Source organism: Mesorhizobium sp. RSR380A, from assembly GCF_054719385.1.
In genome coordinates, this window is sequence record NZ_JBTTIB010000001.1 from 271,930 (window position 1) to 290,926 (window position 18,997).

Here is an 18,997-nt window from a genome sequence, read left to right on the forward strand (position 1 = left end):
CGATCACCTGAAGGCGCCAACGGACTTGGTGGCCGCCCAAACAAAGAACAGGCCGATCACCAACGACAGCCCGTTGAGGATGATACCGACGATGCCGAGGACACGATTGTCGTTTGAACGTCCCAGTGCCATCAAGCCAAAAACCACGCCGGTGATGTGCGCCAGCGGCGCCGCAACGAGAAACACCAGCAGAAAAACCCCGCCGAGGACGTTTTGAGCGGCCAGCGACGCCTCGCCTGGCATCAGCGCCAGCGTGACCACCGCCGCAAAATCCATTGCGAACGCCAGCAGGGCCAGGATCACCGAGCGTTTGCCCAAGCTGCTCCGCCCCGCCACGCCGGGCATTGCTATCGTGCTTCTTCCCCATCCGGCCATTACTCGTCCCCGATCAGGTGAAAGCGCCGATCGTCGATGCCATTGCCACAAGCAGCAGGAAGCCAACCGCCAGGGAGCCGCCGTTGAGCAGGATGCCGACGACCCCAAGCACGCGGCTATCGTTCGAACGCACCAGCGCGATCAGCCCGAAAATCAATCCGGCAATATGCGCCAACGGCCCTGCCAGCAGGAAAACCGCCATGAAGAAAGCCGTGGCGATGTTCTGGGCACGCTCGGATGCGTGGGCCGGCAGCGCCACCATTGTGGTCAGCGCTATCACACCGGCACCGAAGGCGAGCAGCGCCAGGATGACGGAACGCTTGCCGAACATGCTTGTCACGACGGCGCCCGGCAGAGCGTCGGCGCTTCTTCCCCATTGAGCCATTGTTTGCCACCCCTCGCCGGCCGCCCAATCCATTTCGCCCGAAAAATCGCTTACCGGTTAAAGCGGATTTTCGGCATAAAACTCCAAAACCCGCTGCTTGAAGGTCTTGTCGCCCACAGCCAGCATATGGTCGCGGCCGTCTATGTGAAACACCTTGGCGTTCGGCATCAGCGCGGCGAGCTCGTCGGGCGAGCCGCCGATATCGTCTGTCGTCCCGACCGCAATCAGCGTCGGTTGGGCGATGCGCGTCATGTCGTGTTCGCTGAGCAGTTCGCGCGACGTGGCGATGCAGGCCGCCAATGCCCGGCGGTCGCTGCGTGTCTGATCCGCAAAGGCGCGAAACGAGCGACCGCGCGGATGGCTGGTGGCGGCCGGATCGTCGGCCAGCAGCGCCTCGGCGATCGGATCCCAGTCGCCGACGCCGTCGACCATGCCGATGCCGAGGCCGCCGAAGACCAGCGTCGCCACCTTGTCGGGATCGGACAGCGCCAGAAACGCGGAAATGCGCGCGCCCATCGAGTAGCCCATGACATGCGCGCGCCTGACACCGAGATGGTTAAGCAGGGCCGCCGCATCCGAGGCCATTTTGGCTGGTGTGTAGTCGGCCTCGTCATAGCTCTTCGACGACGAGCCGTGGCCGCGATTGTCGAAGGCGATGGCGCGGTAGCCGGCGTCGTTCAGCGTCTTGAACCAGCCGGGCGAGACCCAGTTGACATAGTGGCTGGAGGCAAAGCCGTGGATCATCAGCACCGGATCGCCCGGCCCCGACGCCGGCTGGCGGTCGAGGAAGGCGAAGTCGAACCCGTCATGGGAGAAGAATTGCATCGGGAGCGGCTCAGCCGGCGCCGGGCGTGGGCGCGTTGCCCTTGTCCGATGGCGGCATGCCGGGGCCGGACACCGTGCCGACGGCCGGATGGCGCAGCAGATCGCCATAGTCGATGCCGTTTTTGGCGGCGGTGCCGGCCTTGAGCTCCAGCACGAAGCGCACTGGCACACCCGGCGAGATGACTGCATCGGACAATGGAGTGCCGTGCTTGACGGCCCGGACCTTGCCGTCCTGTCCAACAAAGATCAGGTCGAGCGGCATCGGCGTGTTGTGCATCCAGAAGCCGACCTGCTTCTGCATCTCGAAGACGAACAGCATGCCATGATTGTCGGCCATATCCTGGCGATACATCAGGCCGGCCTCGCGTTCCGAGTCGGTGTCGGCGACTTCGATCGAAAAGGATTTATCGCCCCCTTTCGTCGCCACGACCAAGGGTGTCGGATCGACGGGAAGGATCATCGCCTGACCGCCGGCGATCGTCTGCTGGGATGCGGTCGGCTGCCCGGAATAGAAGTAAGCGCCTGCGGCTACCGCAACGATGACGCAGAGCGCGCCCGCTGTCAGCCAGTTCCTGTACGCCATTGGAAATCCTCGACCAAAGACCATGATCCCTAAAAGTGGTCTCAGGTATTCGGATAAGATCGTGGTGAAACCAAGAAAACCGCCGTCCTGACTTCCTCAGGAAGGCTCGCGTCCTAATGCGCGACCGGCAAGGTGCCCATATCAGGGTGAATCTCGGCAGCCATGAGGCCCTTGTCACCGCGTCCGAAACGCACCAGCACGACCTGTCCGGGCCTGAGCTCGGTGATGCCATAGCGGCGCAGCGTCTCCATATGGACGAAGATATCCTCGGTGCCCTCGCCGCGCGTCAGAAAGCCGAAGCCCTTGGTGCGGTTGAACCACTTAACCAGCGCCCGCTCGAGCCCGCTTTCCGGCGTCACCGCCACATGGGTGCGCTGTTCCTGCATCTCGGCCGGATGGACCGCGGTGGCGGTGTCCATGGACAGCACCCGGAAGGCCTGCAAACCACGGTCGCCATGCTTGACAAGGCACACGACACGCGCGCCCTCCAATGCCGTCTGAAAACCGTCCTTTCGAAGGCAGGTGACATGGAGGAGGATGTCGCCCGAGGAACCGTCATCGGGTAGTATGAAACCGTAGCCCTTGGCCACGTCGAACCATTTGATGGCGCCGGCGATTTCGACAAGGTCGGCGCTATCGCCGCCACTGTCGCGCTTCAGGGCGTCGTCAAGGTTCTCATCCCGCCTCGTGAAAGAGGCCTTATCCCCCATAAGAACGCCCCCTTTTTTTCAAGAAAACCGCAAGTGATTCTTGACATTAGATTAACACCGCCGCTTCCGGGGTGTGCAAGACCTGCCGTGCCTTTTTTCACGGTTGAATACAGGAATAGCTGACTTGTTGTTTGCCGGCGTCGCTGCCGGCTGCAATGGCGATCCGTCAAGGCCGTCAACCGGTCGGCAATTTGCATCGGATTTTGCCGAAATCGGCAACCACTTGTGGTCGGACGCTTTTGTCAGAGCAACCTGATTTTCCAAAAACCGGTGATCACTTTTCCAGTCCGATGCTCGTTGCCCTCCGACGGGGTGGACCTTATGTTGCCTCGCAACCCAAACATCCCCGAGGAAATCCCATGCGCTACCTCCACACAATGGTCCGTGTCGCCGACGTCGATGTCTCGCTCGATTTCTACTGCAACAAGCTCGGCCTGAAGGAAGTGCGCCGCTACGAAAACGAGCAGGGCCGCTTCACGCTGATCTTCCTCGCCGCCTCCGAGGATGTAGAAAGCGGCATCACTGAGAAGGCGCCGCTGATCGAACTGACCTACAATTGGGATCCGGAGGAGTACAAGGGCGGCCGCAATTTCGGCCATCTCGCCTATGAGGTCGACGACATCTACGCCACCTGCCAGCATCTGATGGACAATGGCGTCGTCATCAACCGGCCGCCGCGCGACGGCAACATGGCCTTCGTCAAGTCGCCGGACGGCATCTCCTTCGAACTGCTGCAGAAGGGCCCGGCCAAACCCAAGGCCGAGCCGTGGGCATCGATGCCGAACACCGGCACCTGGTAGCGATCACGCCATCTTGAGCGAGGCGGCCGCGCCGACAAGCCGGCCGCCTTTGCCATTTCGACCAACGGCACCTATTTACCTGCCTGTCGCGCCAGCCAAGCAAAGCCAGTGCCTCATCCAGGAGAATTCATTTATGCCGACCAGCCGTGCCGATGTCACCACCGCATATGCCAGCCGCTATTTGCAGCAGCTGTGCAAGCACTGGGCGCACAAATTTCCCGTCGTGTTCGATCCAAACCACGGCACCATCGATCTGTCGCTCGGCCGCACGGTTCTCGATGCCGATGCGGCAGCGCTGCATATCACGGTGTCGACGGAGGAAAGCGGATCGCTGGAGCGCATGGAGAGCGTTGTTGCCGATCACATCAAGCGCTTTGCCTTCCGCGAGGAACTGACTTTCGAGTGGAAGCAGGCTCCGGCGACCTGATCTGCTGTCAGCCGCAACGCCGAACGCCGGAAGCTGCCAGCCCCGGGCGACGTTATGGCGTCACTTGGTTGCGACGCCATCTGAACCGTCGGAACGACGGATCGATCAGAACTTGTAGTTCAGGCCGATCTTGATCGTATGGGCGTCGATCTTCACCTTTGCGTCGTTGCCCTCGATATCTGTCAAACGGACCTTACCGAAGTCGAAGTACTGGTATTCCAGCTTCGTGGTCCATTTGTCGGCGAAGGCCCATTCGACACCGCCACCGATCGTATAGCCGAAGCGGCCTCCGCTCTTCGATGCGCTGCTGTCCGGGTCGGGCACCCCGTCAAAATCGAAAGTATCGCCATAACTCAATTTGTAGTGAGTCGCCGCCGCGCCGCCCTTGGCGTAGATCACCAGCCTGTCGGTGGCGTAGCCCAGACGTGCCGTCAGATCGCCATAGACGCCCAGTTTCGCCGATCCGAAATTGTCGGGCTCTTCGACGATAGTCCTGTCGCCATCGAGGCCGAGATAGCCCAGATCGGCTTCGACGCCATAGACGAATGCTCCAGACTGCCAGTTGTAACCGGCCTGAACGCCGCCGAGGAAGCCGTCGGTATCGACGTCATGGGTCTGACCAAGCTCCTCGTCGAAGAAGGAATCCGTCTGGTCGACCGCGTCACCGCGTCCCCAGCCATAGCCGGCGTTGATGCCGACATAGCCACCCGACCAGACAAACCCTGCCGGTACGGTCTCAATCACGTCGGCGGCGAACGTCGCGCCGCAAGCCGAAATCAGGAAAGTGGATGCGAGAAGCAGACGTTTCATGAAACTCCCCAATGCAGTCGGAAAGAGCATAGCACAGACATGCAATATTCATTAAGCTGCCCAGGCCGGAAAATCGGAAATTGTTGCAGAAAACAACTGTTTAGCCGAGACTTAATTAGCATCGCAACCGCAACGCAGATCTAAGCGATTCAAAGCGAACGCGCCATCTGCAGCAGCGCCAGCACCGACCGCCGTTGCGCGCGGTGCCGGGCACTTTCAGCACGCGCGGGATGAGATTGGCGAACACCGATTTGCCGAGCCCGTCCGGCGCCTTGAGGTAGAGCACGTCGTCCCTGACCTCGAAGCTTTCCGGGCCGGTGCATTTTTCGGCAAGCCTGGCGATCTCGTCCGCCGTCGGCTGGCGCTCCAGCGTGTAGGCGTGAAGCTTGGTCGGATCGCCGGCGACTTCCGGATAAGGATTCTCCTTCACCAACCGTTCGAACCAGGAGAGATCGCGCACCATGATGCGCGAGTGAAAGCCCCATTTTTTCTCGAACGCCATTTCGATCTGTTTCGCCAGCGTGGCGGCGTCGCCCTTCTTGGTCCGGAACACGACATTGCCGCTCTGCACATAACTGGCGACATCGGTGAAGCCTAGCGCCTCGAATAACGCCCGCAACTCCGCCATCTGGACGATGCGGTTGCCGCCGACATTGATGCCGGAAAACAGCGCGACGAAGACCACCCTTCGCTCTTCGAGCTTCGGGTGGCAGGCTGTACCGCTCATATGATGAACCCGGCCAGGGTCTCGTTGTCGGTGATGTCCTGATAGTGGACGCCCTCGGCCTCGAAATTCGCCCTCAGCAAATCGAAGTTTCGCCGGTCTTTGGTTTCGATGCCAATAAGCACAGAGCCGAAATTGCGCGCCGATTTCTTCAGATATTCGAAGCGCGCGATGTCGTCGTCGGGACCGAGCAGTTCGAGGAAGTCGCGCAGCGCGCCCGGCCGCTGCGGAAAGCGGATGATGAAGTATTTCTTCAGCCCCTCGAAGCGCAGCGCCCGCTCCTTCACGTCGGGCAGCCGCTCGAAATCGAAATTGCCGCCCGACACCACCGCGACGATGGTCTTGCCGCGGATTTCCTTGCGCGAAAAATCCTTCAACGCGTCGATCGCCAAGGCACCGGCCGGCTCCAGCACCACACCTTCGATGTTGAGCATCTCGATCATGGTGGCGCAGAGCCGGTTCTCAGGGATCAGCCGCACCGCCTGAGCGGCGAACTCCTTGAGGTGGCGCAACGGCTCGCGGCCGATCTCGGCCACCGCCGCGCCGTCGACGAAATTGTCGACATTGGCGAGCCGGACGCGCTTGCCGCTGGCGAGGCTCTGATGCAGGCTCGGCGCACCGGCCGGTTCGCAAAAGACGTAGCGCGCCTCACGTTGCTGATCGGCGAAATAGTGCGTCACCCCCGCGGCCAGGCCACCGCCGCCGACCGGCAGCATGATGATGTCGGGCATGCGCGCGCCTGGCATCTGGTCGGCGATCTCATAGGCGACCGTCGCCTGCCCCTCGATAATATCCTTGTGGTCGAAGGGCGGCACCATATGCGCGCCGGAACTTTCGGTGAATTCGAAGGCGGCGCGGTAGCAGTCGTCGAAGAAGTCGCCGACCAGCCTGATCTCGACGAAATCGCCGCCGAACAGCCGCGTCTTGTCGATCTTTTGCTGCGGCGTCGTCACCGGCATGAAGACCACGCCCTTCTTGCCGAAATGGCGGCAGACGAAGGCAAAGCCCTGCGCATGGTTGCCGGCCGAGGCGCAGACGAACAGCTCGGCCTCGTTGCCGGCGGCAAGCGCCTTGCGGAAAAAGTTGAAGGCGCCGCGGATCTTGTAGGAGCGCACGGGCGAAAGATCCTCGCGCTTCAACAGCACCCGAGCCCCCGTCTTCTTCGACAGATAGTCGTTTTCCTGCAGCGGCGTTTCGGGAAAGATCTCGCGGATCGCGGCTGCGGCGGTGGCGACACGGGAGGAGAAACTGTTCATGGCGCCGTCACCTCTGGATCGAATGGTTCGAAGGCGAAGCCTATTGCACAATTCGCCGTTTGCAGCCACCGATGCGGCGCGGCCGCTTTGACGCGCCAGCAGGAATCCATTGGAGCCATCTTCATGCCTGTTTCGGCTGTCGCCCTGAAGACCGTAGACCTTCCTGAATTCGGCGAACCAACAGTGATGCCGCTAGTTCAGCGGCGGACCTACGAAGCGCGCATCGAGGCTCTGCTGGCGCGCGGCGCCGAGGCCGGGCTCGATGCCTTCGCCGTCTATGGCGACCGCGAGCACGCGGCCAATGTCGCCTATCTCAGTGGTTACGATCCGCGTTTCGAGGAGACGCTGCTGGTCATCGTTCCCGGCAGCCAGCCAAAACTTCTCGTCGGCAATGAGGGTTGGGGCTATGCCGAAATCTGCGACGGGCCTTACGAGCGCGTCCTTTACCAGACCTTCTCGCTGCCGGCGCAGCCACGCGACCGCTCGGCCTCTCTATCCGACACGCTTGCCGCCTGCGGCCTGAAGGCCGGCCAGAAGATCGGCGCCATCGGCTGGAAGCCGTTCGGCCCCGGCGATGGCGGCTTTGGCGAGACGACGCTCGACCTGCCGTCCTTCATCGCCGATACGCTGCGCACACTGGCCGGCGACAGAGGCGCGGTGGTCAACGCCGCCAACCTGTTGATGAACCCGTCCGACGGCCTACGCGCCATCAACGAGGCAGACCAATTGGCGTCCTTCGAATTCGCCGCGACCTTTTCCTCGCAGGGCCTGCGCAACGTGCTTAGGAATATCGAGCCCGGCATGAGCGAATTGCAGGCCGCGCGGCTGATGGGGATCAACGGCCTGCCCCTGTGCTGCCACCCGATGCTGTCCGCCGGCAGGCGTGCGCCCTACGGCTTGCCTAGCCCGCGCCTCGACATCATCAAGCGCGGCGATCCCGTCACCATGGCCTATGGCATCCAGGGCTCGCTCAACGCCCGCGCCGGCTTCCTGGTCGAGAGCGCGGCCGAACTGCCGCGCGAGATAAGCGACTATGTCGAACAGCTGGTAGCGCCCTATTTCGCCGCCGTCGTCGACTGGTACGAGAGCATCGGCATAGGCGTTGCCGGCGGAGCGCTTTGGAAAGCCGTGCATGACCGCATAGGCGACCCGTTCTTCGGCGTCTCGCTCAATCCCGGCCATCTCGTCCATATCGACGAATGGATGCATTCGCCGGTGTTTTCCGGCTCGGACATCAAGCTGCAATCGGGCATGGCGCTGCAGGTCGACATCATTCCGGCGACCGGAACCAGCTATTTCACCACCAACATCGAAGACGGTATCGCGCTTGCCGATGAGTCCCTGCGCGAGGAGATCGCGGCCCGCTATCCCGAGGCATGGCGCCGCATCGAGGCGCGCCGCGCCTTCATGGGCGATGTGCTCGGCATCAGGCTCAAGCCCGAGGTATTGCCCTTCTCCAACATCCCTGCGTTCCTGCCGCCATTCTGGCTTTCGCGCAACAGTGCGATGACCGTGGCTCGACGCTGACCACATTTCGGCTGGACACGACTTACTTCTGCCGCACTCTCACTGTCCGGGAGGTGCCGCGGGGGTATATGGGCCTTTTGGCCGGAGTGGAATTTTTGACGTGCGTTTGAAGACGATTTGCATTCTTGCACTTGCCCTGTTGATCGCCGGCTGCGGCGGCCGCAAAACCGAGGAACTGCTCGGCAGCGCCGTCATGTCCACGCCGGTGACCGAAATCTCAGGCAATCACTCGATCTTCATTGCCACCACACGCAAGAAATCCGACGATCCCAACAAAGTTTTCGACGGCGAACGCTCGGCGACGCTGAACTACGCCCGCGTCACCGTCACCGTTCCCGGCACCCACCAGACCGGCCAGATCGAGCGCCGCTCGCGCGGCAGGTCCAACGACCCGGCGAAGTACTTCATGGCCTCCGAGGTCGTCGGCTACGATGCGCAGCCGAAATTCTCCAGTGCGCTCAATGCCGACATCGCCGCGCGCGGCGGCCGCGTCATGGTCTTCGTGCATGGCTACAACACCGGCTTCGACGACGCGGTCTACCGCCTGACCCAGATCGTCCACGATTCCGGCTATCCCGGCACGCCGGTGCTGTTTTCCTGGGCATCGGGCGCCAGAACCACCGACTATGTCTATGACAAGGAAAGCGCCAGCGCCGCCCGCGATCAGCTGGAGGTGACATTGCGCATGCTGCAGCAGTCCGGCGCGCGGCGCATCGACATCGTCGCCCACTCGCTCGGAACCTGGGTGACCATGGAAACGCTGCGCCAGATGGCCATCACCGGCGACCGCGATCTCGGCGGCAAGCTCGGCGATGTCGTGCTGGCCTCTCCCGACATCGACGTCGACGTCTTCAAGAGCCAGATGCGCCGCTACGGCAAGCCGGACAAGCCGTTCATCCTGCTGCTCTCCGACGACGACCGGGCGCTGCGGCTCTCAGGCCTGATCGCCGGCTCGCGGCCACGCGTCGGCGACTACAAGGATGCCGCCGACCTCGCCGCTTATGGCGTCACCGTGGTCGACCTCTCCAAGGTCAAGGGAGGCGACAGCTTCAACCACACCAAATTCGCCGACAATCCCGAACTGGTGAAGATGATCGGCCAGCGGCTGCGCGAGGATGACGGCTTTGCCAGCGACCAGACGGTGACCGACCGTATCAGCGCGCTCGGACAATAAGGCTGTCGCCTTGCGGCGACCGTCGCTGCGTGAGGTCGCGAATGCCGCTCGGCCCGATCACTTTCAACTGGACCGGGCCGGTCTCTGCCTCTACGACATTGAAATCGGCGCCAATGCGCCAGCGGGAGCCCGCGTGAACGAGCGTTGGAAGACTGTCCTGGTCCTTGCGTTCGCGCTCGCTGCCGCCGGCTGCGTCGGCCCGAACACCCATGACCTGTTGAACGAGACGACGGTTTCGGTGCCTGCCTCCGACATCGCGGCCACCCACGAAATCTTCGTCGCCACCACCCGCAAGCAGGCGACCAAGGACCCACGCCAGGTGTTCGATGGCGATCGCTCGCTGACCACCAGCTACGCCCGCGTCGACGTCACCGTGCCGAAGGTCCACCAGGTCGGCGCCATCGAGCGCGCCAAGGGCTCGGCAAATTCGAACCCGGCCAAGCAATTCACCGCCACCGACGTCGTCCACTATGGCGACGCCTCGCAATTCGCCAAGGCCGTCGGCGCCAACATCGCCATGAATGGCGACCGCGCGCTGGTCTTCGTCCACGGCTTCAACAACGGCTTCGACGATGGGGTCTACCGGCTGACGCAGATCGCCCACGACACCGAATATCCGGGTACGCCGATCTTGTTTTCGTGGGCTTCGAGCGGCAAGACCACGGGCTATATCTACGACAAGGACAGCGCCAACGCCGCGCGCGACGACCTCGAGGCGACGCTCAGGATGCTCGCCAAGACACGGGTCAAGAGCATCGACATCATCGCGCATTCGATGGGAACCTGGGTGACGATGGAAGCGCTGCGCCAGCTGGCGATCACCGGCGACCGCGATCTCGACGGCAAGCTCGGCCGTGTCGTCCTGGCATCGCCCGATATCGATGTCGACGTCTTTAAGAAGCAGATGATCCGCTACGGCAAGCCCGACAGGCCGTTCGTCATCCTGCTTTCCGCCGACGACCGTGCTCTGCGATTGTCCAGCCTGATATCCGGCGACAAGCCGCGCGTCGGCGACTACGGCAACGCCGCCGACATCGCCAGCTACGGCGTCGTCGTGGCCGACCTCAGCCAGATCAAGGGCGGCGACCGCCTGAACCACGCCAAATTCGCCGACAACCCGTTCCTGGTGCAATTGCTCGGTGACCGTCTGCGCGCTCCAGCCGGCCTGGCATCGGACGAACCCACGCAGGGCCAGATCGACAATCTCGGCCGAGGCCTCGGCAAGGCAGTCGGATCCGTCGCCGAGATCATCATCACCACGCCATTCAAGGTGCTGACCATCGCCACCGGCGGATGAGAGCCAAGCACCGGGGCTGATCTCAGATAAAAAGATCGACCTTCTGGAACGTCGTCACGTCGATCAGGCCGACATCGGAAATCCTGAGCTCCGGAATGACGACCAGCGCCAGCAGCGAGTGCTGCATATAGGCGTTGTTGAGCGAGCAGCCCATCTTGCGCATTGCTTCGGTCAGTTTCTCGGCCTTGGCCGCCACGATTTCGGCGCGCTCGTCCGACATCAGCCCGGCGATCGGCATTTCGACCAGCGCAAGCTCCTTGCCCTTCGAAAACAGCACCACGCCGCCACCGACCTCGCCCAGGCGGTTGACGGCCAGCGCCATGTCTTCCTTGTTGGTGCCGACGCAGATGATGTGGTGGGCATCATGTGCGACGCTCGACGCAATGGCGCAGTCGCCCATATAGCCGAAGCCTGAGACGAAGGCATTGGTGACGCCGCCGGTGCCGCGGTGGCGCTCGACCAGCGCGATCTGGCAGATGTCGTTGCGGCGGTCCATGGCGACCAGCCCGTCCTCGACCGGCAGGTCGGCCTCCAGCGCCCGCGTCGGCGCCTGGTTTTCGATCACGCCGATGACCCGCACCCGCACCTCGTTGGCGCCCTTGGGCGCCGCAATGTCGAAGTCGCCTGGCTTCAGCTTCTTGCCGAGCTTGACGGTGTTCTTCGCCGATTTGGGGTAATCATAGGCCGGGATGTCGATCTCGAGCTTGCCGCCCTTGGCCAGCCTGATACCGCGGCCATAGACCTCGTCGATGGTCATGGCGGCGAGATCGGCGACGATCAGCAGATCGGCCAGCCGTCCCGGCGCGATCGAGCCGATCTCGCGCTCCAGCTTGAAATGCTGGGCGGTATTCAGCGTCGCCATCTGGATCGCCGTCACCGGCTTCAATCCCTGTTGGATGGCGTGGCGCACCACCCGGTCCATATGGCCTTCATGCACCAGCGTGCCGGAATGGCTGTCGTCGGTGCACAGGATGAAGTTGCGCGGGTCGAGCCCGCTCTCGGTCACCGCCTTGATCTGCGAGGCAACATCGTACCAGGCCGAGCCCAGCCGCAGCATTGCCTTCATGCCCTGGCGCACGCGGGCGATCGCGTCCTCGGCGCGCGTGCCTTCATGGTCGTCCTCCGGCCCGCCGGCGACATAGCCATGGAACGGCAGGCCGAGATCGCGCGACGCATAGTGGCCGCCGACCGTCTTGCCCGCTCGCACCGTGGCGGCTATCTCGCCCGACATCACCGGATCGTTGGCCACGACACCGGGAAAATTCATCACTTCGCCGAGCCCGATGATGTTTTCCCAGGTCATCGCTTCCGCGACATCGGCGACCGTCAGTTCGGCCCCGGCATGCTCCAGCCCCGGCGCGGACGGCACGCAGGACGGCATCTGGACATGGACGTTGATCGGCATGGCGACGGCCTCGTCATGCATCAGCCGCACGCCGGGCAGACCCAGCACATTGGCGATCTCGTGCGGATCGATGAACATCGAGGTGGTGCCGTGCGGGATGACGGCGCGGCAGAACTCGGTCACCGTCACCATGCCGCTCTCGACATGCATGTGCGCGTCGCACAGGCCGGGCACGAGATAGCGACCGCCGGCGTCGACCACCTTGGTGCCCTGGCCGATGGCATGGCTGGCATTCGGCCCGCAATAGGCGAAGCGGCCGCCTGATATGGCGATGTCGGTGCCGGCTATGATTTCGCCGGAGTGCACGTTCACCCAGCGGCCGTTGCGAATGACGAGATCGGCAGGCTTGCGCCCCGTCGCGACGTCGACCAGATGCGTCGCCATCTCGGTCCAGGGCTTGGGTTTCGTCGCCGACGGCTGCTTGGCCATGAAAGACTCCTGTTTGCCAGACTGTGCCAAGCCGGCAAGGTTTTGGCCAGCGATCACGGACGAAATCCGCTCGATGATCGGCGGATGCGCTGCACCCGTTCACACCGGCGAGCGTCACGGCGGTCATTCAGTTTGGCTTGTGCCGGCACTTATGCTACTATTCTGCCGACGGTGCTGATTTGCTCCGACGACCCGCCGCGAGGCGGGTTTTTGTTGTGATGAGGCCGAAACCTCCTGAGGTGAAGTCATGACCCGGTTCCTGAAAGCACTCGCCTTCGTCACCCTGTTCCTGATCTCGGCCGGCTTTGCATCCGCCGAGGAACGTTGGCAGACCTTGCCCGAACCGGCGGCCATGCCCAAGCCTGAACAGAGCGGATATGCGCCGGTCAACGGCATTCAGATGTACTACGCCGTTTTCGGCGCCGGTGATCCGATTCTCCTGATCCATGGCGGCCTTGGCCATGGCGACATCTGGGCAAGCCAGGTGGCGACCATGTCCAAGACGCATAAGGTTATTATCGCCGACAGCCGCGGCCATGGCCGCTCTACCCGCACCGAGCAGCCTTACGGCTATGACCTCATGGCGTCGGACTATCTTGCGCTGCTCGACTATCTCAAGATCGACAAGACCGCTCTTGTCGGCTGGAGCGACGGCGGCATTATCGGCATCGACATCGCGCTGCATCATCCGGAGCGGCTGACAAGGCTCTTTGCGCAGGCCGCCAACGTCACCACCGATGGCGTCGATCCGGGTGTGCTGACCAACAAGACCTTTGCCGCCTATATCGACCGCTCGGGACGCGACTACAAGAAACTGTCGAAGACTCCCGACCAGTACGATGCCTTCGTGGCGCAGATCAGCCACATGTGGGAGTCGGAGCCGGCCTGGACCAAGGAACAGCTCGGCAAGATAACCACGCCGACTGCGATCGTTGCCGGCGACCATGACGAGGCGATCAAGCGCGAACACACCGAATACATGGCCTCCGTCATTCCGGGCGCCAAGCTCATCATCCTGCCCAACGCCAGCCATTTCGCCATGCTGCAGGCGCCGGACGAATATAGCAAGGCGGCGCTGGACTTCATCGACGCCAAATAGCGCCCCCCAAGATAGAGCACCCAGCGCAGCAACGGGTGCTTCCGATTGTTGAACAATGGGTTCCGTTTTGCGGCGAATAGGATTACCTTCCGGCAAGGCGCCTTCTGAACAGCCTTTTCGGAGAACTCGATGCGGTGTCTGACGATTGCCAGTGCCGGATTTCTGATCGCTCTGGCCGCGCCGGCATTCGCCGCCGACCCGATGGCGGTGCCGATGACCGAACCAGGCTTCGACTGGACCGGCTACTATGCCGGCCTGCAGGCCGGCTACGGCTGGGGCCAGTCCGACATATCAGTGACGGAAGGCGCGCCGTTTTCCATCTCGCCCGATATTGACGGCGGTTTCGTCGGGGGCCATGTCGCCGGCCTGTGGCAGTTCGATCAGGCGGTGCTCGGCGCCGAGGCGGAGCTCAATTATTCCGCCGTCGACGGTACGGCGGTATCAGGCCTTGGAAGCACATTCCGCACGGACATCAAGTGGTTCGGATCTGTAAACGCCAAAGCGGGCTTCGCCATGGACCGCGTGCTGGTCTACGGCGTCGGCGGCGTCGCCTTTGCCGGCATCGAAACGTCGCAAGTCGCGGGCGCGTCGTTCGCCGGCACACGCACGAATATCGGCTGGACCTTGGGCGCCGGCGTTGACTATGCGCTGACCGACAAATTCATCGTCGGCGCGCAATATCGCTATTACGATTTCGGCTCCGAGCACTATGACGTGGCGGAACCCTTCAACGATCGCGATCAGGATGTGAAGCTGAACGCGGTCGGTATCAATCTCAGCTACAAATTCTGAGCCTTCTCGGCGACTGAGATTTTGGCAACAACCAACTGTTTTGCCATCACGAACCACCTTTCATGAGTCCGACACTCGGCAAAAGATGGCTTGACGGGTTTTCGCTGGCGTCTGAAAAGGGCTGGCCTGCGGACGTGGCGGAATTGGTAGACGCAAGGGACTTAAAATCCCTCGATCTCTGATCGTACGGGTTCGATTCCCGTCGTCCGCACCATTTGAAATGCTTAGGATTTGTTCTGTAAGAACTCACTGGCTACCATAGAAAAGGCTGACGCGGGTAGCAACTGAAGAGGTTTAACACTCTTGCTGGAATACCTGCTGCAACACTCCTGTCGGTAGCGACCGACCGCGCGGGCCAGGTCAAGGCACTCCCTTAGGAGCCGGCTGGGGCCGCAGCGGCCTTAACCCGGTGGGCATGCTCCGTCGCGATTTTAAGAAGAGTTGCGGCCGTTTCCTGTGGCGTCCAACCTTGCGCTTCTGACGCAGTCACCAAGGCCGCAAACGCGGCTTCTAATGCGACTTCACAGTTCACCCCACGGTCTGGGCTATCCTCTGGCAATATCGGGGGTTCGACGGATTGGGACATGGTGACTTCTTTCAAAGGGGAAAACCCGCCGCCCCAGCCTTTTGCCACTTGAAAATTTCAGCAAAGGATCATTCCAGCTATCAGCAGCGTGATTAGAACTGACAACGGCACGGCCAGAAGACCGACCAACTCAACATTTCTTGTGTTTTGTCGCTTGTCCATCTTCGTCGCCCGCATGTCGTTGGCTTTGGCATCTTGCCGTCAACGTGCAGCTGTTGGAACCAACCACAAGTGCCGCTGATCGGAGATTCAGTCGGTGCTGCATATTAGCAACACATTGTGGAACGATCGGGCGGCATCAGCCAATTGCTTTTGAATGCGCTTGCACTTGCTTCGTACGATTCCGTACAGTTTCCCCCATAGGGGAGGCGGCCGATGGACCATGACGAGGAAGGCTACAGCATTGACGCCTTCGATTTCGATGTGGTGTGCGAGACCTTCAGGAGATCCGTTCGGGAGTTGAACCTGGCTGAAGAGCATTGGGTAGACCACGCGAAGGCGCTGCTACGGGAATTCACCGACAGCGCACCTGATGACGACATGATTAGCCGGATCGTCGGGCGCTAGTGGCCTATACAGCGGTAGTTGGTTAGAATCGTACCCCGGTCCTGCCACGGAAACCTTTTCCAAGGTTTGCCGCGTCATAGAGGCATCACAGAAGCTCCTGGAACAGATTGCCCAGCGCGGAGGGCCCTATAACGAAAAAGCTCGCCACCGTGAGGCAGCGGGCAGTTTTGGGAGAAACAGAAATGGGAACAATGGACCCCCGAATTGCCAACGGGCCATCGCCAATGCCGTCAGAGAGCCCTGCCTGGACGTGTGGCGTCCTGTCCGGCCCTCGCCATTGATTTCGTCGGCAAGCTTGTCTTTGGCCTCGTGATAGGTCTTGAAGTTGGCATCGGGATGGCAATCGCCGGCTGCCAAGGAGGCCGGCCGCTGGCCGACCCATCAGTTAGGCGTCCGTAGCCAGAGCGTTATAAAGCAGCAAACACGCCAGGATAGGAACGGCGCTGCCTAGCAGCTGGTCTGCCGTGAGGCCGGAAAAATAGACAAGATGAAACGTCACCATCGCTCTACCAATCACGGTTCGGAACACTGCCGAATTAACCGTTGGCCGACGCTAATGTTCCGCTCTGGACTCACTACCGCTTTGGAAGAATCCTGCATCAGCGCCCCGCCGACCTTGATCTCAACGTCCGTGCCACAAGGCTTTCCTTCGTTCGCATGGTTCGCAGAGATTAGCACGATCGCATACTCTCATCTCATCCGGCGTCGTCTCCCTCACAAAGCAGCGCCGGTAAGGCTCGGCGACCTTCTTGTTTGTCCGTGTGCCAAAGGAGGTCGCCGGGCCTGCCGTTGCTCATCTTTGCTGGTGGTTGCTCCTGATGCTGCGCTTGGCGCCGTCGCCCTACTGCTACCTGCGGGGTAAGGCCGGCGAGCCCTCTTGTCAGGCAGTCCGGCATGTAGGATTATAGTCCTCGTTGCGGCGACCCCTCAATGGAGAGCGCCAATGGCCAGAACCAAACCTTCGGAACAACTTTCCCGGGCTGAAATCGAGCGCTTCCTGGCGGCAGCCGAAGCGCTGCACAAGAGCATCGTCGGGCCGCTCCTGGCGTACCACGGCGAGCACTACCAAGCTCTACGTAAGGTCCATGGACCCCTGTTGAAGTCGATCGAGACCATCACCGGCCAGAGGGCGAAGTTCATCCAGTGGAACGGGACAGGACCGGCACAGCCCCGGGACAAGCCTCCGGGCTAAGTCTCCTCCCGGAAATCCAGCAGCTTGGCATGGCGAAGCTTCTCCTCGCCCTTTAGGAACCGCACGCGGCCGACCAGGCCCGGCTTTAGCCATTCGGCCTTGTCACTCTTGAGCCCTTTCGGCGCCGGCCCGCCAATCTTGCCTTGCACGCGGTCCCATAGGCGCTGGCGCTTGTCCGCCTTGAAGGTGACGAAGGCGCCGCCGGCATAGTGGCCTTTGTCGGCCATCAGCACCATGGCAGGCTTGCCGGCCTCGCGCTGCACGCCGATGATGTCCATCTCCTTTTCGGCATAGCACTTGATCTTGCGCCAGTTCGTCGTCGGACCCGACCGATACTTGCTGCCCTTCCGCTTTGAAACGATACCTTCAAGCCCAGCCTGGTCGACCAGATGAAAGACGGCGTCGCCAGTGCCCGGCATCGCTTCGCTGAACTGAATTCGGCCGCCGTCCGGGATCAACGCCCGGAGTATCTCGCGACGGTCTTCCACCGGCGTGTTCCGCAAGTCATGCCCGTTCAGGTGCAAGAGGTCGAATGCTAGCAGATACAGATCGCGCGAAGGCTTGCGGCTGGTCGCGGCTGATTGATGCGCATGGAAGTCGGATAGGCCAGCCTCATTGATCGTAATGGTCTCGCCGTCGATGATGAAGTCTTTCGCCTCGATCGCTTCCGCCTCACCGGCAAGTTGGATGTAGCGGCCCGTCCAATCATAACCGTTCTTGGTGATCAGCCGAATCCCGTCATCATCCTTGATGACCTGGGTGCGGTAGCCATCGAATTTGATCTCATGAATCCAATCATCGCCCATCGGCGGCGTGTCGACCAGTTCGGGTTCCATGGGCTTGATGAATTTCAGACGCATGCACTGACTCGCAGAACTGCGACTTCAATTAGCAATTGCTAAATTAGTTCCGGAACATTTTAGACGAATTGGATGTTTGAAGGGCTATGAAGATCGAAGCCGACCAATGCCGGGCAGCGCTGACGCTCATCCGGCGCACAATGGAAGAACTGTCCTCCTGGCGTGCTGCCGAGCGAAGAGATGGTCAATGGGCTCTATGGTCCGGAACTGATCCATGAGGCGGAAGCCATTGCCGCCGGCATCGTCGCAACCATTGACCAGCTGCAATTGCCCGTGATGAAACCGCCGTCCCCTAGTATCAAATAGAGACCGACACAGGGAAGGTCGCTTGGCCGCGCGATCGTGGGCTCGCAACGACCGGCGAGGCGATGCCGGCCTCACCAAGGGTTACAGCCCCTCGACCAGCAGCGAAGGCGGCTCGCGGCAGTGCAACGCCCGAAGTGTTTCGAGACGACGATGTCCACCGAGCGTAGCCAGCGCGCGTTGTGCTGCACAAGGACCGAGGCAGCGGCACGGCCGCCCGGGCTACTCCAAAGGCGGCTCTTCGCTCTGTGGAGCCAAAACGGTGATATCCATCCTGGCGATTGTCGATGCGGCGCGCCCCTGGGCGCCAGAAACCGTGTCGCCACTTTCTGCCGCCATTGCCTTGGCGCGATGTCCTACGCTGTCTGCGCTTTTGCCTGGCGCAAATCCTTCGCCCGGTTCTGTCTTTGCGGGTTTCGGTCGAGTTTCAGCTGCCTGCCGATGTTGGTTTCCAATCGCCGAGACCATTGATACCTCCCCTTGATGAGGCCGCGACTGTACCTGTCAAGGCTGTAGCGAGGCTGATCACTTAAGTGGTCGGGTTGCGCCCGCTCGTAGTGGCCCTCCGATCACTGGGCTCTCGATGCCTTGGCGCTCGCGGACGTCTGGTCGGGTGGGAAGTTCAAACTCAGCCGCCCTTTGCGGCACCGGTTTCGCCCGACAACTAGGAACGATTTCGGCCGCCATGTGTTACGCAATCATGAATCTCGCGGATCCCGGATCAACAATGGCAACCGATCTTTTCACGATGCAACTCGCTGATGCTCAGCAGCGCATCAAACAGACCGAGTTCGCGCTGGTACTCAGCGAGAAAATGGTGGCTGAGAACCTCGCTTTATCCAGCAGGATACGATCGGCGAGGCGCCGAGTC

19 protein-coding genes, 1 tRNA gene and 1 pseudogene are annotated in these 18,997 nt (G+C 61.6%); 11 read left to right on the forward strand and 10 right to left on the reverse strand.

Annotated features, from left to right (window positions below; translation table 11 throughout):
* Window positions 1-3: 3 nt before the first annotated feature.
* From ACYG9Z_RS01435 to ACYG9Z_RS01455, 5 genes are all read right to left on the reverse strand, one after another.
* Window positions 4-318, reverse strand: a complete 315-nt coding sequence (locus ACYG9Z_RS01435) for a hypothetical protein (RefSeq protein WP_023667509.1) — start codon at window positions 316-318, stop codon at window positions 4-6.
* 70 nt (window positions 319-388) lie between these two features.
* Complete coding sequence (locus ACYG9Z_RS01440) at window positions 389-760, reverse strand: hypothetical protein (RefSeq protein ID WP_023751498.1); 372 nt, start codon at window positions 758-760, stop codon at window positions 389-391.
* Window positions 761-817: 57 nt separating this feature from the next.
* The gene (locus ACYG9Z_RS01445; RefSeq protein WP_023751499.1) at window positions 818-1,585 is read right to left on the reverse strand and encodes an alpha/beta fold hydrolase; all 768 of its coding nucleotides are present in this window, start codon (window positions 1,583-1,585) and stop codon (window positions 818-820) included.
* A 10-nt stretch (window positions 1,586-1,595) separates the two neighbouring features.
* On the reverse strand, window positions 1,596-2,168 hold the full coding sequence (locus ACYG9Z_RS01450) for a DUF192 domain-containing protein (RefSeq protein ID WP_023681518.1): 573 nt from the start codon (window positions 2,166-2,168) through the stop codon (window positions 1,596-1,598).
* A gap of 113 nt (window positions 2,169-2,281) precedes the next feature.
* Window positions 2,282-2,878, reverse strand: a complete 597-nt coding sequence (locus ACYG9Z_RS01455) for a cold-shock protein (RefSeq protein WP_027050415.1) — start codon at window positions 2,876-2,878, stop codon at window positions 2,282-2,284.
* Between the two features lie 359 nt (window positions 2,879-3,237).
* On the opposite strand from ACYG9Z_RS01455, the gene ACYG9Z_RS01460 reads away from it, so the two are divergent.
* Complete coding sequence (locus ACYG9Z_RS01460) at window positions 3,238-3,678, forward strand: VOC family protein (protein WP_023681520.1); 441 nt, start codon at window positions 3,238-3,240, stop codon at window positions 3,676-3,678.
* A gap of 133 nt (window positions 3,679-3,811) precedes the next feature.
* The gene (locus ACYG9Z_RS01465) at window positions 3,812-4,105 is read left to right on the forward strand and encodes a DUF2218 domain-containing protein (protein ID WP_023744840.1); all 294 of its coding nucleotides are present in this window, start codon (window positions 3,812-3,814) and stop codon (window positions 4,103-4,105) included.
* A 105-nt stretch (window positions 4,106-4,210) separates the two neighbouring features.
* Here ACYG9Z_RS01465 and ACYG9Z_RS01470 read toward each other — a convergent pair whose 3' ends face one another.
* The 3 genes and pseudogenes from ACYG9Z_RS01470 to ilvA form a co-directional block, all read right to left on the reverse strand.
* The gene (locus ACYG9Z_RS01470; RefSeq protein ID WP_023691203.1) at window positions 4,211-4,915 is read right to left on the reverse strand and encodes an outer membrane protein; all 705 of its coding nucleotides are present in this window, start codon (window positions 4,913-4,915) and stop codon (window positions 4,211-4,213) included.
* A 149-nt stretch (window positions 4,916-5,064) separates the two neighbouring features.
* A pseudogene (locus ACYG9Z_RS01475) lies at window positions 5,065-5,642 on the reverse strand (DUF1697 domain-containing protein).
* Window positions 5,639-6,895, reverse strand: coding sequence for a threonine ammonia-lyase IlvA (ilvA, locus tag ACYG9Z_RS01480; protein ID WP_023751501.1), 1,257 nt, complete (start codon window positions 6,893-6,895; stop codon window positions 5,639-5,641). Before ilvA ends, ACYG9Z_RS01475 begins: the two are co-directional and overlap by 4 nt.
* Window positions 6,896-7,018: 123 nt before the next feature.
* Between ilvA and ACYG9Z_RS01485 the strand changes: the two genes are divergently transcribed.
* The 3 genes from ACYG9Z_RS01485 to ACYG9Z_RS01495 all read left to right on the forward strand — a co-directional run bounded on the left by ACYG9Z_RS01485 (window position 7,019) and on the right by ACYG9Z_RS01495 (window position 10,893).
* A complete protein-coding gene (locus ACYG9Z_RS01485; protein WP_031244015.1) occupies window positions 7,019-8,422 on the forward strand; it encodes an aminopeptidase P family N-terminal domain-containing protein in 1,404 nt (467 codons plus the stop codon).
* Between the two features lie 100 nt (window positions 8,423-8,522).
* Complete coding sequence (locus ACYG9Z_RS01490) at window positions 8,523-9,596, forward strand: alpha/beta hydrolase (RefSeq protein ID WP_023681526.1); 1,074 nt, start codon at window positions 8,523-8,525, stop codon at window positions 9,594-9,596.
* Between the two features lie 133 nt (window positions 9,597-9,729).
* Window positions 9,730-10,893 (forward strand): alpha/beta hydrolase, encoded by a 1,164-nt coding sequence (locus ACYG9Z_RS01495; protein WP_023714234.1) that lies wholly within the window; start codon window positions 9,730-9,732, stop codon window positions 10,891-10,893.
* A 22-nt stretch (window positions 10,894-10,915) separates the two neighbouring features.
* On the opposite strand, the gene ade is transcribed toward ACYG9Z_RS01495, so the two are convergent.
* A complete protein-coding gene (gene ade, locus ACYG9Z_RS01500) occupies window positions 10,916-12,727 on the reverse strand; it encodes an adenine deaminase (RefSeq protein ID WP_023751503.1) in 1,812 nt (603 codons plus the stop codon).
* A gap of 247 nt (window positions 12,728-12,974) precedes the next feature.
* On the opposite strand from ade, the gene ACYG9Z_RS01505 reads away from it, so the two are divergent.
* From ACYG9Z_RS01505 to ACYG9Z_RS01525, 5 genes are all read left to right on the forward strand, one after another.
* Window positions 12,975-13,826: an alpha/beta fold hydrolase gene (locus ACYG9Z_RS01505; RefSeq protein ID WP_023702492.1), complete on the forward strand. Its 852-nt coding sequence runs from the start codon at window positions 12,975-12,977 to the stop codon at window positions 13,824-13,826.
* 129 nt (window positions 13,827-13,955) lie between these two features.
* Entirely contained in the window at window positions 13,956-14,618 is a 663-nt protein-coding gene (locus ACYG9Z_RS01510) for an outer membrane protein (RefSeq protein ID WP_023702493.1), read from the forward strand.
* Between the two features lie 128 nt (window positions 14,619-14,746).
* Window positions 14,747-14,832 (forward strand) — tRNA-Leu (locus ACYG9Z_RS01515).
* 747 nt (window positions 14,833-15,579) lie between these two features.
* Window positions 15,580-15,771, forward strand: coding sequence for a hypothetical protein (locus tag ACYG9Z_RS01520; protein ID WP_023667524.1), 192 nt, complete (start codon window positions 15,580-15,582; stop codon window positions 15,769-15,771).
* A 943-nt stretch (window positions 15,772-16,714) separates the two neighbouring features.
* Entirely contained in the window at window positions 16,715-16,963 is a 249-nt protein-coding gene (locus tag ACYG9Z_RS01525) for a hypothetical protein (protein ID WP_023695401.1), read from the forward strand.
* Here ACYG9Z_RS01525 and ACYG9Z_RS01530 read toward each other — a convergent pair.
* Entirely contained in the window at window positions 16,960-17,823 is an 864-nt protein-coding gene (locus ACYG9Z_RS01530; RefSeq protein ID WP_023667527.1) for an ATP-dependent DNA ligase, read from the reverse strand. The two genes, ACYG9Z_RS01525 and ACYG9Z_RS01530, sit on opposite strands and share 4 nt — an antisense overlap.
* A gap of 162 nt (window positions 17,824-17,985) precedes the next feature.
* Here ACYG9Z_RS01530 and ACYG9Z_RS01535 point away from each other — a divergent pair, with 162 nt between their 5' ends.
* Window positions 17,986-18,129 (forward strand): hypothetical protein, encoded by a 144-nt coding sequence (locus ACYG9Z_RS01535; protein WP_245259867.1) that lies wholly within the window; start codon window positions 17,986-17,988, stop codon window positions 18,127-18,129.
* Window positions 18,130-18,997 lie beyond the last annotated feature (868 nt).